9 protein-coding genes, 2 pseudogenes and 1 other annotated feature are annotated in these 15,208 nt (G+C 42.3%); all 11 genes and pseudogenes read left to right on the top strand.

Annotated features, from left to right (window positions below; genetic code table 11):
• The first annotated feature begins 384 nt into the window (after positions 1 to 384).
• Complete coding sequence (locus NQ541_RS11200; protein WP_005608646.1) at positions 385 to 3,564, top strand: hemoblobin-interacting domain-containing protein; 3,180 nt, start codon at positions 385 to 387, stop codon at positions 3,562 to 3,564.
• A 402-nt stretch (positions 3,565 to 3,966) separates the two neighbouring features.
• Positions 3,967 to 5,031, top strand: a complete 1,065-nt coding sequence (locus NQ541_RS11195) for an FUSC family protein (RefSeq protein WP_023920684.1) — start codon at positions 3,967 to 3,969, stop codon at positions 5,029 to 5,031.
• Between the two features lie 50 nt (positions 5,032 to 5,081).
• Positions 5,082 to 5,513: pseudogene (locus NQ541_RS11190) on the top strand (FKBP-type peptidyl-prolyl cis-trans isomerase); the annotation flags it as partial.
• Positions 5,514 to 5,693: 180 nt separating this feature from the next.
• A complete protein-coding gene (locus NQ541_RS11185; RefSeq protein ID WP_005609143.1) occupies positions 5,694 to 6,773 on the top strand; it encodes an STAS-like domain-containing protein in 1,080 nt (359 codons plus the stop codon).
• A gap of 64 nt (positions 6,774 to 6,837) precedes the next feature.
• Positions 6,838 to 7,076, top strand: a binding site (T-box leader).
• A gap of 60 nt (positions 7,077 to 7,136) precedes the next feature.
• Positions 7,137 to 8,132: a bile acid:sodium symporter family protein gene (locus tag NQ541_RS11180; protein ID WP_005609140.1), complete on the top strand. Its 996-nt coding sequence runs from the start codon at positions 7,137 to 7,139 to the stop codon at positions 8,130 to 8,132.
• Positions 8,133 to 8,335: 203 nt separating this feature from the next.
• On the top strand, positions 8,336 to 9,640 hold the full coding sequence (locus NQ541_RS11175; RefSeq protein ID WP_005609138.1) for a chloride channel protein: 1,305 nt from the start codon (positions 8,336 to 8,338) through the stop codon (positions 9,638 to 9,640).
• A complete protein-coding gene (locus NQ541_RS13355; protein ID WP_081442913.1) occupies positions 9,549 to 9,839 on the top strand; it encodes a prolipoprotein diacylglyceryl transferase family protein in 291 nt (96 codons plus the stop codon). Before NQ541_RS11175 ends, NQ541_RS13355 begins: the two co-directional genes overlap by 92 nt.
• Positions 9,840 to 11,504 (top strand): PucR family transcriptional regulator, encoded by a 1,665-nt coding sequence (locus NQ541_RS11170; RefSeq protein ID WP_005609134.1) that lies wholly within the window; start codon positions 9,840 to 9,842, stop codon positions 11,502 to 11,504.
• A gap of 64 nt (positions 11,505 to 11,568) precedes the next feature.
• Positions 11,569 to 12,951 (top strand): MATE family efflux transporter, encoded by a 1,383-nt coding sequence (locus tag NQ541_RS11165; protein WP_330362680.1) that lies wholly within the window; start codon positions 11,569 to 11,571, stop codon positions 12,949 to 12,951.
• An 87-nt stretch (positions 12,952 to 13,038) separates the two neighbouring features.
• Positions 13,039 to 13,872: pseudogene (locus tag NQ541_RS12985) on the top strand (Gfo/Idh/MocA family protein); the annotation flags it as partial.
• Positions 13,873 to 14,113: 241 nt separating this feature from the next.
• Entirely contained in the window at positions 14,114 to 15,169 is a 1,056-nt protein-coding gene (gene rsmH / locus NQ541_RS11155; protein WP_005609128.1) for a 16S rRNA (cytosine(1402)-N(4))-methyltransferase RsmH, read from the top strand.
• Positions 15,170 to 15,208: the final 39 nt, after the last annotated feature.

Below are 15,208 nucleotides of genomic sequence, written 5' to 3'. Positions count from 1 at the left end.
GGAAGAAGAACTTGTGGAAGATTCGGAACATCCACAGAGCAAAAAGGCACAAAGAGCGGAAAAAAATAAAAGTTTTTTCATAAATGAAAGCCTCCAAATGGTAATTAATGGTAAAAATTTTCAATAAAAAGAGAATTTTTTTTCTTTGATTGACAAAGAAAATGAACAGTGTTAGTATTGTGCAACTGTGATTAGCACAGACTAACCAAAGAAAATCAACTGAAAGTATAGCATGAAAGGAGGCATATTTCAATATGATATCCGGCGTTTGAAAAGAGTTGAAAAGGAAAGGCGTCAGGTATCTGATTGATGTAAAGGGGAAATTTCATAGCGAAAACCTTATCAGAAAGACAAAATTATTATCGAACTTTTAAGGAGGCATTTATGAAAAGAAATTGGAGAAAATTACTATCACTGGTTCTGTCCGTGATGGTGATCCTGACAACAGCAGGAACACCTGTCATGGCAGCGGAGAAAAAAGCGGCTCCGACGACAGTTACAAATTGTGAAGCCAGTGGTTTCTGGACAGAGGTTTTAAGTCTGGGATTTGAAGATACTGCCTGGATGGATAAAATCAGCAGTGTAACAGTTAATGAGATTCAATATGCGAAAGGAACGATCAATTCCTTTGGAAGTGATACAAATCTGTGGGAAATTGGAAATGCGACCGGAACATTTGGAAGTTATAAAGCTCTGAAGATCGTAAGTCCGGGAACTTATCCGCTGACGATCGCTGTGACAGCAGACGGATATGAGGATGTGACTTTTAAGGTAACGAAAGATACATCGAGTTATCCTTATACTTATACAGCGACAGTCGTAAGTACACCGTCAGGAGAAAAAACTTATACGGCAACTGCGGCAGCAGCTACAAATGGTACCGTCAGCTTAAGTGCAACGGAAGGGATTCAGGCAGGAGCAACGGTTACTGTAACAGCTACACCGGATGCAGGATATGAAGTAGAAGCGGTGAATGTTAATGGAGTGAGCGGTGCTTCTGTAGATGTGCAGAATACAGAAGGCGTTTATACATTTACAATGCCATCTGAAAATGTAACGGTAGCGGCAACATTCAGGGAAACTGCACCGATAGAGCCGGGCAGCATTGATTTAAGCCAGGTAAGTATGGAGACTGACTTTTTTGGAAATGAGTGGCATCTGGTCTTTGCGAATGCAGATGGTTATGTGGCAGCAGTTACCGATGTTAAAGTCAACGGAATATCCTGGGAGAAATCATCTTTCAAACCGTCGGCTGGAGGAAAATATTTTATTGATACAGAAAATAATCAGATTGTATTTTCTGCGAAAGATTTCAGTGGAAGTTCAGACTCACCGGTTTTAAAAAGCGGAGATTCTGTGACGATCACAGCAAATGGTTATGAAGATCTTTCATTCAAATTTGTTGTAGATCAGAATGGAACGATTTCTTTACAGCCGGATGACGGACAGGGTGATCCATATGAACTTCATGTGAAGATCGATGGCTCTTTTGAGGCAGCGATTGTAGGACAGAAAGATTATGACGGAATATCCAGTGCGAGTGTTGGCGGGGCATCGGGCAATAAGAACAGTGCCGTAAAGGTTTATGGAGCAATTACGGAAAAAGGAACAGAGCCTTCAGAGAGTGACTGGGAAGAGCTGGATCATTCCTCTCAGATCAGCCTGAACGGAAGTAAGTGCAAAGTAAGCATTGTACCGGACACAGAAGCCGGAACACCGGAGAACAGTGACAGTGGTATGGAAGGTGTTTATATGACACTCAGCAGTGACCTGACACTGAATGGTACGCCAAAGGATGCAGGAACTTACAAGATTTCGGTTTCCATTACTGATATGCAGGGACGTACGGCTGTCAGCAATACACTTCCATTCCGCATTTATACAGGAGAAGAAACCCTGGCAGACCGCCTGAAAGTCGAGAATTTCAGACAGTATGAAAGTGGATTGTACGCATGGGATATCATGGAGCCATGGGCGATCAAAAATTTTGGAAGTAATGTAGACGGTGAAGAGAACAGTGTTCGTGTACCGGCAGCATTAGAAGCATGGTTCGGTTCCCATGAAAGCGGAACTTATGGATATCTTGGTTATGATCTTGCATGGAAAGAAGTGAAGAAAGGAAATATTCCTCAGACACTTTACATTCCGGCAGGATGCAGTCTGACACTGACTAATATGGAAATTCTCAGTAGTGTGCGTATTGTTGTGGAAAACGGCGGAAAGCTGACACTTTCAGATTCTGTAGTCCAGGGAATGATAGAAGTACAAAGCGGCGGTACATTTTCTATGAATTATGATTCCTTTAATCAGAAATTTACAACAGGTTCTTCAATCTGTGGACAGCTTCGTATGGAAGATGGATCGGTTCTGGAAAATGCAGCAATTTATTCTCATATTAATTACCTTGCCAATGGAGATCTGACTGATCGTAGCAGTGCAGAGCCGGTTGTTACGACAACTGGAAATGTAACAGTAAAGGGACAGGTATTTATTGAAGGTGATGAGGCCGGAAGTGAGGAAGGTCAGACAGCCCTTAGAGTGAAAGACGGCACATTGAATCTGGCAGACGGTGCGGTACTTGTTACTTATGGCGGTGGCGGAAATGTGCAGCTCTATGCACAGGGCGGTACAGCCATTGAGCTGGATAACGGAACAATCACAGGAAATGGAAAAGTCGTTGCGATCGGTGGCGATGTACTTTGGGGTGACGGTGGAAATGCCGTGACAGGAAATGGAACTATTTATACAAATGAAGTATTCCTTCAGGGAGCAACAGCCCGCATTTCCAATAAGGCAACACCGGGTAAGGCTCTGGAACACGGAATCAAAGTTACCGGCTCCGGAAGACATATTGCAGATGGAACGCTGATCGGGAATGAGGTTACAAATGATCCGCTGGCAGATCTTTACTGGACAACCGGTGTAGATGCAGTTCCGCCACTGGAAAAATTTGTGACAACACCATCTGCCGGTTTATTTGAGGTAACGGCAGATGTAGATTCTGTTATTTATGACGGAAATAATCAAATTCCGACTGTTACCGTAAAAGACGGAGATAAAGAGCTTGTCGCAGGAACAGATTATGTCATTACTTATGTATTTGGTGATGACGCTACAGCAAGACCGTTTGAGGGAGCAGAGTTTGTTGAAGCCGGAAAATATGTACTGACAATTACCGGAATCGGCAATTATACAGGCATGTCAAAAGAGATTATTTTCAACATTACAAAGGATTCATCCGATAATGGAAATAATTCCGGAAATGGAGATAACGGCAACAACGGAATTAATTCCGGTAAGGATAATAATTCCAATGCAGGAAATAACGGTGCCGTAGATAAGGGAAATAACGGTGCTGTAGATAAGGAAAATGGTTCTGATAAGACGAATGGAAATAAAGTCAGTGCAGATGGCAAAAAGAACAGCCAGACCCAGGCAGTTACGCAGGCAAAGAGTGTGAAGACCGGAGATACTGCGGATCTTGCTCTTTGGATGACCATGCTGGTTCTTTCTTTTGGAGCAGGATTAAGCATCGTGCAGCTTACAAAAAAGCGTGAAAGATAGGGTTGTAATCTACAGGGAAAAAGAGTAAATTTAATAAAATAAGTTGATGCCAGGGTCAAAAGGTCTAAGCCCACATGAGCTTGCTCATAGGTGGGTGAAAGACCTTAGGACCCGCCCCGATATGAGCATAAAAGTGGGATGATAATCCCACGATATGCGAATATTGGGTAGGATTGTGGGAGTGCGTAGCACGGAGCAATCCGTAGGCATCAAAGTCGGGGGCTTTTGACCCCGACATCAATAAGTTGCCTGACAAATGGATTCAGCAGAACAGGTATGGATGCCTCCGGGGATGAGTCAAGTTCCCGGGGGTATTTTTATGTCAGATTCAGCTTGACGTATCTGCAAAATTGTATTATAGTTTCTCGTTGCTTTGGAAAAATAGCAGGAGGAAATGGCAGTATGACAATTTATCAGGAACTACAGCTTAGTTCGGTTGGGTCGAAGCAACTGATCCGGGCAACAGAAGATAAGAAGGAAAAAAGAAGACATATTCTGATCTATAATTTTAAGGTATATCTGGTCATGGCTTTTTGCGTGGCAGTGGTATCATTGTACAGTAGTCTGACGGGAAAAGATAACAGTGTAGTAGGAGTTACAGTCCTGTTAGCTGTGCTTGTACTGCGACAGGCAGATTTTGGAATACGGACTACACATGGTCTTGGATCGATCCTGGGAATCTTTACGATCCTGATGACAGGACCGAGGATCAGCAATCTGGTTTCTCCGGTTCCTGCATTTTTTATTAATGTAATCTGCATCTTACTTTTGATGATCCTTGGATGTCATAATGTGATCATGTATAATCATTCTACTTTTGTACTGGGGTATCTTCTGCTCCAGGGATATGACGTAACAGGCAAGATGTATGTCCGCAGAGTGGAAGGGCTGTTGGTCGGAATGATTCTCTGTATGATCATATTTTATAAAAATCAGAAGAACAGACCATATCGCAGGACATTCCTTGATCTGTTCAGGGAGTTTGATGTCCATTCCGCAAGAAGCAGATGGTATATCCGGCTGGCATTGATCGCTTCCAGTGCAATGCTGTTTATGTCGCTGGCAGGCTTGCCCAGGGCAATGTGGGCGGGAATCGCCTGTATGTCGGTATGTCTTCCATTCCCGGAGGACGGGCTGGAGAGAGCCGGAAAAAGAGCTGCATTTAATATAGTAGGATGTCTGTTATTTGCCGGACTGTATCTGCTGCTTCCCCAATCATTTTATCCATATATCGGAATGATCGGAGGAATCGGAGTAGGATATTCTGCGGGGTACGCATGGCAGACTGCATTTAACACATTTGGTGCATTGTCGATCGCTTCAGGACTTTTCGGGATGCCGTATGCGGTGGCACTCAGGATCGGAGCAAATGTATTCAGTGCAGTGTATACAGTGGTATGCAGTAAAGGTTTGGGGCTTGCTTTTACAGCCATATCAGCTTATACTGGTTCCACAGAGACTGAATGAAATGAATGGAGGATTTGTAAATGCCAGATACAGGAACAAATGAGAACACACTGACAGGACGTAATGTCGGAAAGACATGCCGTACTCATTACCGGGGAACTTTTAATGACGGAACGCAGTTTGATTCTTCTTATGACCGTGGAGAGCCACTGGAATTTGTCTGTGGAGCAGGTCAGATGATTAAAGGATTTGATGCGGCTGTAGCGGATATGGAAGTGGGACAGATTGTCGATATTCATCTGATGCCGGAAGAAGCTTATGGTATGCCGGATCCGGAGGCAATTTTTACACTTGAGATCGCACAGCTTCCGGGATCAGAGAATCTGGAAGTTGGACAGCAGGTTTATCTTTCTAATCAGTACGGACAGCCATTTCCGGTAAAAGTACTGGAAAAAGAAGAGAAGACGATCACTTTTGATGCAAACCATGAGATGGCAGGCAAAGAGCTTAACTTTAAGATTGAACTTGTAGAAGTGAAATAAAAAGTGGATAACTTTAGAGAAAAGTGAAAAAGAGACCGTTTCCGGTGGATGAATGTGGAAAAATCCGAACACCGGAGAAGGTCTTTTTTTGTGTATTGAAAATTAAATCAGGAAATGCTATAGTTTAATAAATAGAAAATATAGTTTAAAAATTATGATTTAAAGAAAGGAAAAGGAAGCGTGTCATTCAGTGAAGAGAAGAGAAAAGCGATACAATTATATATGTTAGAAAAAATCCGTATGGATGATACACTTTTTCTGAAAAAGACAGCAGAAGTATTTTCTATTTCAGAGACATCTGTACGGCGTTATGTAAAGATGTGCATAGATAAAAAGTTGATTGAAGTATCAAATAAAAATCAGTGTGGTTATCGACTTGTAACTTATGAGAAAAAATGGAGTGTCAGTAATGATGGAACTTTAGAAGAGGATCAAATCTTTTACGCAGAGATTTTACCGGAACTGAAGGAAATTTCGAAAAATGCAAAAGATATATGGGCATATACATTTGCTGAAATCATGAATAATGCTATCGAGCATTCAGAAGCAGAAAAGATCAGTTATGCAGTAAAGAGAGATTGCCTGTATACAGAGATTTCTATTGTAGATGATGGGATTGGAGTTTTTAAGAATATACAGAAGTATCTCTTAGCTCATGGGATAAAAAATGTCAGTACAGAACAGGCAGTTCTTGAATTATATAAAGGAAAGCTTACGACAAATTTAAAAGAACATTCAGGAGAAGGCATCTTTTTTTCATCAAGGATGTTGACAGAGTTTGCAATATTATCAGATCATGCGATTTTTTCCATGAAAAGCGAAAACAGGGAAAGTTTTATCCGGTCGCATCTGATTGCATATTATACGAGGTTAGAGAAAGTGGGGACGATGGTAGTGATGAAATTGGAAAATCAGCCAGCACATACATCAAAGGATATATTTGACCGTTTTGCACCGATCGAAAGAGGGTTTGTGAGAACCGAAATCCCAATGAGAGAGATGTGTCCGCTGGGAAATCCGGTGGCACGTTCACAGGCAAGAAGGATTCTGCGTCGGCTGGATGAGTTTGAGGAGATCATTTTTGATTTTCAGGGAATTGATTTCATGGGGCAGGGGTTTGCAGATGAAATATTCCGGGTATTTCAGAATCGACATCCATCAATCCGGTTAATTCCGGTAAATGCAAATGAATCAGTTCTTGGAATGATCCATCATGTGACAGTTGGAAAAATTGAACAAAATCAGCAGAGCGAAGAGTAAAAATTTTCACTTGACTTATTTCGTGAGAGGACTATAATAATCCCCGTAAAGAAAATATTGTTCACCAAATTCGTTGATGAGAACAAAGTCATATTCGAGATTATTTTCAGAGAGCCTGTGGGTGGTGTGAGCAGGTAATAACCGGATAAGGATATCCTCTCTAAGAAGCGGGCTGAAAGCGTGATGCACGTCAGTAAACCTCGCCGGTATCCACCGTTATATGGATAGCATATGCTGGTATGTGAAGAGCCGCAGATTTTTTGCGGAATCAGGGTGGTAACGCGGATTATATTCGTCCCTTTTCAGATTGATTTCTGAAAAGGGACTTTTTTATTGAGTGGACAGAAGTAAGGAGGAAATGTAATGAAAGCATTACAGAAAGTCAGCAAATTTTTATCAGATTATACTTCAATCGTAGTAATTGCGATTGCAGTCATTACGTTCTTTGTACCGGGAATGATGGGATGGGTTAATCTCCAGTTATTTACAGATCCGGTATCCAATAAGTTTACGTGCCAGTCGATCATCATCGGAGTCATTATGTTCAGTATGGGACTGACATTGACAACTGAGGATTTTAAGATTCTTGCCCAGAGACCTTTTGATATCTGTGTGGGTGCGATCGCCCAGTATCTGATCATGCCATTTCTGGCATTAGGACTGACAAAGCTTTTGAACCTTCCGGACGGAATCGCACTTGGCCTGATTCTGGTCGGATGCTGTCCAGGAGGAGTGTCATCCAATATCATGTCTTATCTGTGCGGAGGGGATGTGGCATTTTCTGTTGGAATGACAACGGTTTCCACGATCCTTTCACCAGTGATGACACCATTTTTGGTTTCATTCCTTGCCAGCGGAACGCATATTTCAATTAAGGCACTTCCAATGCTGGTGTCTATCGTAGAGACAGTCATTCTTCCGGTTGCACTTGGATTTTTGCTGAACTATTTATTCGGAAAGAAAAAGACATTTGGTGAACTGCAGAAAATAATGCCGGGAATCGCCGTACTTGGACTGGCATGCGTGGTTGGTGGAGTTGTATCTTCTCAGGGTGCAAAATTCTTTGAGTCAGGAGTTATCATCTTTGTTGCAGTCTTCCTTCACAACGGACTTGGTTATCTGCTTGGTTACGGGGCAGGCAGACTGGTTGGCATGAATACAGCGAAGAAGAGAACGATTGCGATCGAGGTCGGTATGCAGAATGCAGGACTTGCAACCAATCTTGCCACAACGACAGCTCAGTTTGCATCTACACCGGAGTCAGCGATCATCTGTGCAGTATCCTGTACATGGCATTCAATTTCAGGAACATTACTGGCAGGAATGTTTGCATTTTATGATAAATGCAAAAAGAAATAATGCTGTTGCAAAGGAAACTTAACCGGTTCTAAGCAGGAAAAAAGAATCCGAAAATTTTCTTGATAAAAGAAGATTTCCGGGTTCTTTTTTTGGAAAATTTTTAGGAAACTAACTGGAAAGCTGACCGGAAAGTGCTGTTAACACTTCACTTTATTCCGCTTTTTTGATACACTGGAAAATAGAAAAGAGGTAAGGGGAATATCATGCAGACAGAGAAAGAAAAAGGGTTATCGATCGGATCTTCAAAAAAGAAAATTCTTATAAAATATTATTACGAACGGATCAGGCGGGATGTTACTAATTTTATCAAATGGATGTTACTGGCAATTCTGACCGGACTGGTGGTCGGTGGGGCAAGCAGTGCATTTGCAGCCTGTATCAGTGCGGCAACTGAATACAGAAACAGTCATCTATGGGTATTTCTCTGCCTTCCGCTGGCAGGAATCGTGATCGTATTTATGTATGAAAGGCTGGGAAGACAGGATGGAGGAACGAATCAGGTTTTATCAACGATCAAGTCAAAAGATAATGTTCCCTTTATCTCTGCCCCGCTGATTTTTATTTCTACATTACTGACGCATCTGACCGGAGGTTCTGCAGGAAGGGAAGGTGCATCGATCCAGTTTGGAGGCAGTATCGGAAGCTGGCTGGCAAAGCTGGTGCATCTGGATGAGACAGATCATCATGTGATGATCATGTGTGGAATGAGTGCGGCGTTTGCTGCAGTTTTCGGAACACCGATGGCAGCGGCAGTCTTTGCGATGGAAGTTGTCAGCGTGGGGGTGATGTATTATGCAGCATTACTGCCGTGTGTGATCGCATCGATCATTGCCGCAGAGTTTGCGACAGGAGTTGGTCTGAACCCGGAGACATTTCCGGTTGCAAGGATTCCACAATTAAGTGTTGAGAGCGGCTTGAAGATGGCAGTGATCGCAGCCGGTTGTGGATTGCTGAGCATTTTATTCTGCGTGGCATTAAAGGCAGTATCCGGGATTTATGGAAAATATTTGAAGAACCCGTATCTTCGTGTCTGTGTGGCAGGATGTCTGGTGATCGGGATCACAATGCTTCTTGGAACAGGAGATTATATGGGAGCAGGTAATGAACTGATCGCAAGGGCAGTGGAACAGGGAAAAGCAAGACCGTTAGACTTTTTGTGGAAAATGATCCTGACAGCGATCACGATGCGGGCAGGTTATCGTGGTGGGGAGATCGTTCCGGCATTTTCAGTGGGAGCCACATTCGGTTGTGTGGCAGGTGGACTGCTTGGTTTTTCTCCGGAAGTTGCAGCAGCGGCAAGCATGGTGGCATTATTCTGCGGAGTGACGAACTGTCCGATCGCATCCATGCTGATCTCATTTGAATTATTTGGATTTTCAGGGGCAGCGTATTATCTGATCGCCATTTCGATCAGTTATGCCCTGTCGGGATATTACAGTCTGTATAAAGACCAGACGATCGTTTATTCAAAATATAAGGCAAGATATATCAATAAAAAGACACATTAAAAAGAAGTGGTATTATACAATAGAAACTTATTTGCTGACATATGGTATGATAAGATTTGTACTTGAAAATTTGCGATATGATGCGGTCAGAGGAAGTATGATGGGAATTTCAACATCTCAATGGATCAGTCTTATTATGATCATTTTGTCAATCGGCTCAGTTTGTCGCAGAAAAATAAGAAAACTGAAAGGTGAATAAATGGAATATACGATTGAAAAATTGCTGGCAGAGGAACAATGGAAGCAGTTAAATGTGATTGAGGGTAAAGAGTCCTGTAAACGAAAAATTGAAGGCATCCGCATTATAGAAGTACCGGAAATGGCAAGATATCTGACGGGAGGGGAACTGCTCCTGACCAGCCTGTATGTATACAGAGATTGCAGTGCGGAGGAATTTTATCAGTATCTGATCGCTTTTGAGGAGAAGCATATCAGTGGAATCCTTTTGAAAGAACGGGAACAGATCAGCGAAAAAGAGAAGAAAATCAAATTACTGAAAACGTATTGCGAAAGTAAAAAGATTCCATTGATTGAAATGCCAAAAAAAATCAGCTTTTGGGTAATGATCAGTTTTGTCATGAACCGGATTTTTACAAAAGATGTTGCACGGCTTAGGTATTTTAAACTGACGCAGGATAATTTCAATACACTTTCTTTTGGAAGAGATATCACATCCAGTAAGACGCAGGATATTTTGGAACTTCTCAGTGACATGGTGGATAATCCAGTTACACTTTATTACAGTAATCTCAACTGCTATGTGACCAGTGGAGGGGATCATTCGCGTCTGGAATTACGGGAAGATCTTGAAGAGTATATTCCATCTGTCATTACGAAATTTTCTTATATGCGGCAACGGAAAAAGGGGACAGGAGAAATCCAGTACGTAATCAAGATCAGTGTTATGGAAGAGGTGGAAGCTTATCTGGTGGTGACAGAGAAAAATAGAAAGTTGTCAGCAATGGATTGCATGGCGATCGAGAATGCGATTATTACACTGCAGTATGGTTTTGTTACAGAATTTGTGCAAAATGAGATTGAAAAGAAATATCACAGAGATATTGTGCATAATGTACTGAGCGGGATGCTTGGAAAAGAAGAAATGGAAGAAGCAGCAAATCTGCTGGAGATCCATTCTGAGGAATATTACCGGGTTGTGACATTTTATACTTTCCAAAAAGAACGGGGAGATATGTATACAAGTGAACAGTTGCGGGAAACCGGAATTATTGAAGGGGAGATCATGACACTTTGCCCGGGACAGCATGTATACCGGAATATAGATCAGATCGTGATGATTCAAAGAGTGGATGAAAAGCAGAAGCGCGAGGTATATCTGAATAAAATGGAAGAGATGTGTGCGGCATTGCAGAATGCGATCCGTTACCGCCATAAGACAGAGAAGATCCAGGTCGGAATCGGAAAGATGGTCAAAGGGATCTATAATCTGAAAGATTCTTATTATGAGGCAAAAAGAGCGATCTCCTATCGGGATATTGCGAAAGTTATTTCTGGAAATGAAAATCAGACAGTTACACTGTACTCAGATCTTGGATTTTTTAAACTCCTTGGAGATATTGATGATCTGAACACACTAATGGATTATATCCCTGAATCCTTGCAACGGTTATACAGTTACAATAAACCGCAGCGGAAAGATCTGATTCTGACGCTGCAAACTTACCTTGATAATAATCAAAGTCTGAATAAGACTGCACAGGCATTATTTATTCATTATAAAACTGCAACGTACAGAATTGACAAGATTGGAAAAATGACAGGAATGGATTTTAAGAATCCAAATGAAATGTTGAATGTGAGAATCGGGCTGATTCTTTATAAAATGTTGGAGAAAGCACGTTAAAGTAAAAAAGAAGATAAATGAGTTGGTACTGGTGTTTTATGAAAAGAAGACTATAATAGTCAGTATGAAAGCGATGAATAATAAAAAGAATGTTGAGCATGATTTTTCAAAAGGATCAATGATCCGGAATATTTTGTCCATGGCAGTTCCGGTCACGATTGCACAGGCGGTGCAGCTTTTATACAATCTGGTAGATCGGGTCTATTTAGGACATATCGGTCAGGGAGCAGATCAGGCTCTGACCGGTGTGGGGCTGGTATTTCCGATTATATCGATCGTGAGTGCATTTACGCAGCTTTATTCAGGCGGTGGAGCACCACTGATGTCTATCGCAAGAGGTGCAGGAGAGGAGGAAAAGGCATTAAAGCTTGAGAATGTAAGCTTTGTACTTCTTATTTTAACCGGAGTTGTATTGATGGGTGTCTTTTATATTTTTATGAAGCCGATCCTGTATCTTCTGGGAGCATCGGATGCAACTTATCCTGTGGCAGCATCCTATTTACAGATTTATCTGCTGGGGACACTTTTTATCATGATCAGTTCAGGGATGAATCTGTTCATTAATGCACAGGGGTTCGGGACAATGGGAATGATGACAGTCTGTATCGGGGCTGTTCTGAATCTCTTTCTTGACCCGCTTTTTATTTTTGTGTGGAAACTGGGAGTACGGGGAGCAGCGATCGCAACGGTTCTCAGTCAGATGGCAGGATGTATGTGGGTTCTGTGGTTTCTGACTGGGAAAAAGGTGCAGTACCCATTGCAGAGAAAGTATATGAAGCTAAAAGACAGAAAAATGATTCTTTCCATCCTGGGTCTGGGACTGTCAGGCTTTATTATGTGCGTTACGAACAGTCTGAGTCAGATCGCCTGCAATGCAACGCTGGCACGCTGGGGTGGAGATCTGTATGTCGGTGCGATGACGATTTTAAATTCGGTGCGTGAAATTTTCAATCTTGCGGCAAACGGTGTGGCGGAAGGTGCGAAACCGGTGCTTGGCTATAATTTCGGAGCAAAGGAATATGAGAGGGTCAGGAAAGGAATTTTTGTTACGTGCGGTATGATTCTGAGCTATATGGTGCTGGCATGGCTGACGGTTCATTTCTTCCCGTCTTTCCTGGTGGGATTTTTTACGTCTGACAAAGCACTGGCTGAGATTGCAGCACCGGCACTGAAACTCTTTTTTGCAGGATTTTTTATGATGGGATTTATGTTCTGCGGACAGGCGACATTCGTGGGGCTGGGATTCCCGAAGCAGGCAATTTTTTTCAGTCTGTTGAGAAAAGTTGTGATCGTTGTGCCATTGACGATATTACTCCCATATTTTATGGGAGTTGAGGGAGTCTTTGTTGCAGAGCCGGTCAGCAATTATATTGGTGGGATCGCAAGCTTTGGAACAATGCTTCTGACGGTGATGCCGATCCTCTTAGGTAAAAAGCAAAAAATTTAAGAAATGTTTAGAAAGTCCGGGCTGGTACTTCTGACTGCAGGAACGATTGCCATGACAAGATTATAACTTGTAAAGGAGAGAAAAGGGATGGAAAAGAAAGAAACTTTTCGTTTTGGCGTTATGGGTGCCGGAAATATTTCAAATAAATTTTGCGATGCAGCAGAGAAGACAGAAGAGGTCTGTGTGACTGCTGTAGCAGCGAGATCAGAAGAAAGAGCCAGAGAGTTTGCAGAGAAATATGAAATACATACCTATTATGGAAATTATGAAGAAATGCTTCAGAAAGAAAAGCTGGATGGGGTCTATATTGGTGTGGTTACCGGAATGCATGTGCAGTTGACAGAATTATGTATCAGATACGGGATTCCGGTTTTGTGTGAAAAGGCATTGACAGGAAGTTCGGAGGAGGCAGAAAGAATTTTCAAGCTGGCAGAAGAAAAGAAAATTTTTGTTATGGAGGGAGTATGGAGTCTTTTTCTTCCTGCAAATAGAAAAGCCAGAGAATGGTTGCGGGAAGGGCGTATCGGTAAACTTGCAGTCAGTAATGTTGAAATCGGATTTACAGCTCCGAAGAATAAAGAAAATCGCTATTTTAACAAAGAAGCCGGTGGAGGGGCGGCATTGGATCTGTTAATTTATGCGTTGGCACTGACGATGTATTTTTGTGGTGAAGACTGGAAGGAAGAACAGATTCAGGTAATCTACAATGAAGATCAGGTGGATGTGACGGAACATGTTATACTTCGGTATGAGGAGCATCTTTCGTTTATGACTGCCACGTATCTGGCAAATGTAGATGAAAGACTGGAACTGACAGGATCAGAAGGAAAAATAATGATCCGACATCCGCATTATGCAGATCAGATCGTTTTGTACGATGGGCAGGGAAAGCTGATAGAGCAATATTCCGATCAGGTGACGGAAAATGGGTTTGTGTATGAAATCAAAGAAATGGTTGACTGTGTACGAAATGGTAAGACTGAAAGCAGCATAGTTCCACATCGGATGACATTGGAATGTGCCAAAATATTTGATAGGATTGTGAGAGTGAGTAGCACGGAGCAATCCGTGGGCATCAAAGTCGGGGGCTTTTGACCCCGACATCATATATAAAAATGAAAAATTCAGTCAGAGTGTATTTTAGGAAAGGAAATAAAAGAATATGAGTCAGGAGCAGCAGACACCGCACAAAAGGCGTGTGCGGTATAAAGGAAAATATCCGAAGAAATTCGAGGAAAAATACAAAGAGCTTCAGCCGGAAAAATATCAGGAGACCGTGGAGCATGTGATACGTAAGGGAAATACTCCTGCCGGGATGCATATTTCAATTATGGTAAAGGAAATACTGGATTTCCTGGATATTCAGCCGGGACAGACCGGATTTGATGCAACATTAGGATATGGCGGGCATACAAAAGCCATGCTGGAATGTTTGAAAGGACAGGGGCATATCTATGCTACAGATGTAGACCCGGAGGAATCGGCAAAGACGAAGAAACGACTGGAAGAGCAGGGATTCGGAGAGGAAATCCTGACGGTCTGCCTTCAGAATTTCTGCACGATTGATGAAATTGCAGAGAAAGTGGGTGGATTCGATTTTATTTTGGCAGATCTTGGCGTATCGTCCATGCAGATTGACAATCCCAAAAGAGGATTTTCATTTAAAGCCGATGGGCCTCTGGATTTGCGGCTGAATCAGGAAAAGGGAATCAGTGCAGCAGAGCGTCTGGATACCATCTCAAGAGAAGAACTTGCGGGAATGTTATATGAAAATTCTGATGAACCATATTGTGAAGAACTGGCAAAAGCGATCACGGATGAGATTCGCAGAGGAAACCGGATTGATACAACGACAAAGCTCAGGAACGTGATCGAGAAGACACTTTCTTTTCTTCCAGACAATAAAGAGAAAAAGGATATCGTAAAGAAAACCTGTCAGAGAACATTTCAGGCTCTGCGAATCGATGTGAATAATGAGTTTGAAGTTTTGTATGAGTTTATGGAGAAATTGCCGGATGCACTGCGTCCGGGCGGAAGAGTTGCAATCCTGACGTTTCATTCCGGTGAGGACAAGCTGGTAAAGAAAGCATTAAAAGCAGGTTATAAAGCAGGCATCTATTCTGATTATGCGAAGGATGTGATCCGCCCGTCCGCACAGGAATGTGCAAAGAATGGGCGTGCAAGATCGACGAAGATGCGTTGGGCGGTCAAGGCGTAACGTTGACTTTCCTATGGCATCATGCTATAGTAGCGAAGA

Origin of the sequence: [Ruminococcus] lactaris ATCC 29176 (genome assembly GCF_025152405.1) — a bacterium.
Lineage (GTDB): Bacteria > Bacillota > Clostridia > Lachnospirales > Lachnospiraceae > Mediterraneibacter > Mediterraneibacter lactaris.
Note: the sequence above shows the minus strand (reverse complement) of the source record. Positions and strands in the feature narration are given on the sequence as shown.

Coding starts and splice junctions, on each gene's coding strand:
- NQ541_RS11200 (WP_005608646.1), top strand. CDS start 385: ATGAAAAGAAATTGGAGAAAATTACTATCACTGGTTCTGTCCGTGATG.
- NQ541_RS11170 (WP_005609134.1), top strand. CDS start 9,840: ATGGAATATACGATTGAAAAATTGCTGGCAGAGGAACAATGGAAGCAG.
- NQ541_RS11180 (WP_005609140.1), top strand. CDS start 7,137: ATGAAAGCATTACAGAAAGTCAGCAAATTTTTATCAGATTATACTTCA.
- NQ541_RS11175 (WP_005609138.1), top strand. CDS start 8,336: ATGCAGACAGAGAAAGAAAAAGGGTTATCGATCGGATCTTCAAAAAAG.
- NQ541_RS11165 (WP_330362680.1), top strand. CDS start 11,569: ATGAAAGCGATGAATAATAAAAAGAATGTTGAGCATGATTTTTCAAAA.
- NQ541_RS11195 (WP_023920684.1), top strand. CDS start 3,967: ATGACAATTTATCAGGAACTACAGCTTAGTTCGGTTGGGTCGAAGCAA.
- rsmH (WP_005609128.1), top strand. CDS start 14,114: ATGAGTCAGGAGCAGCAGACACCGCACAAAAGGCGTGTGCGGTATAAA.
- NQ541_RS13355 (WP_081442913.1), top strand. CDS start 9,549: ATGCCCTGTCGGGATATTACAGTCTGTATAAAGACCAGACGATCGTTT.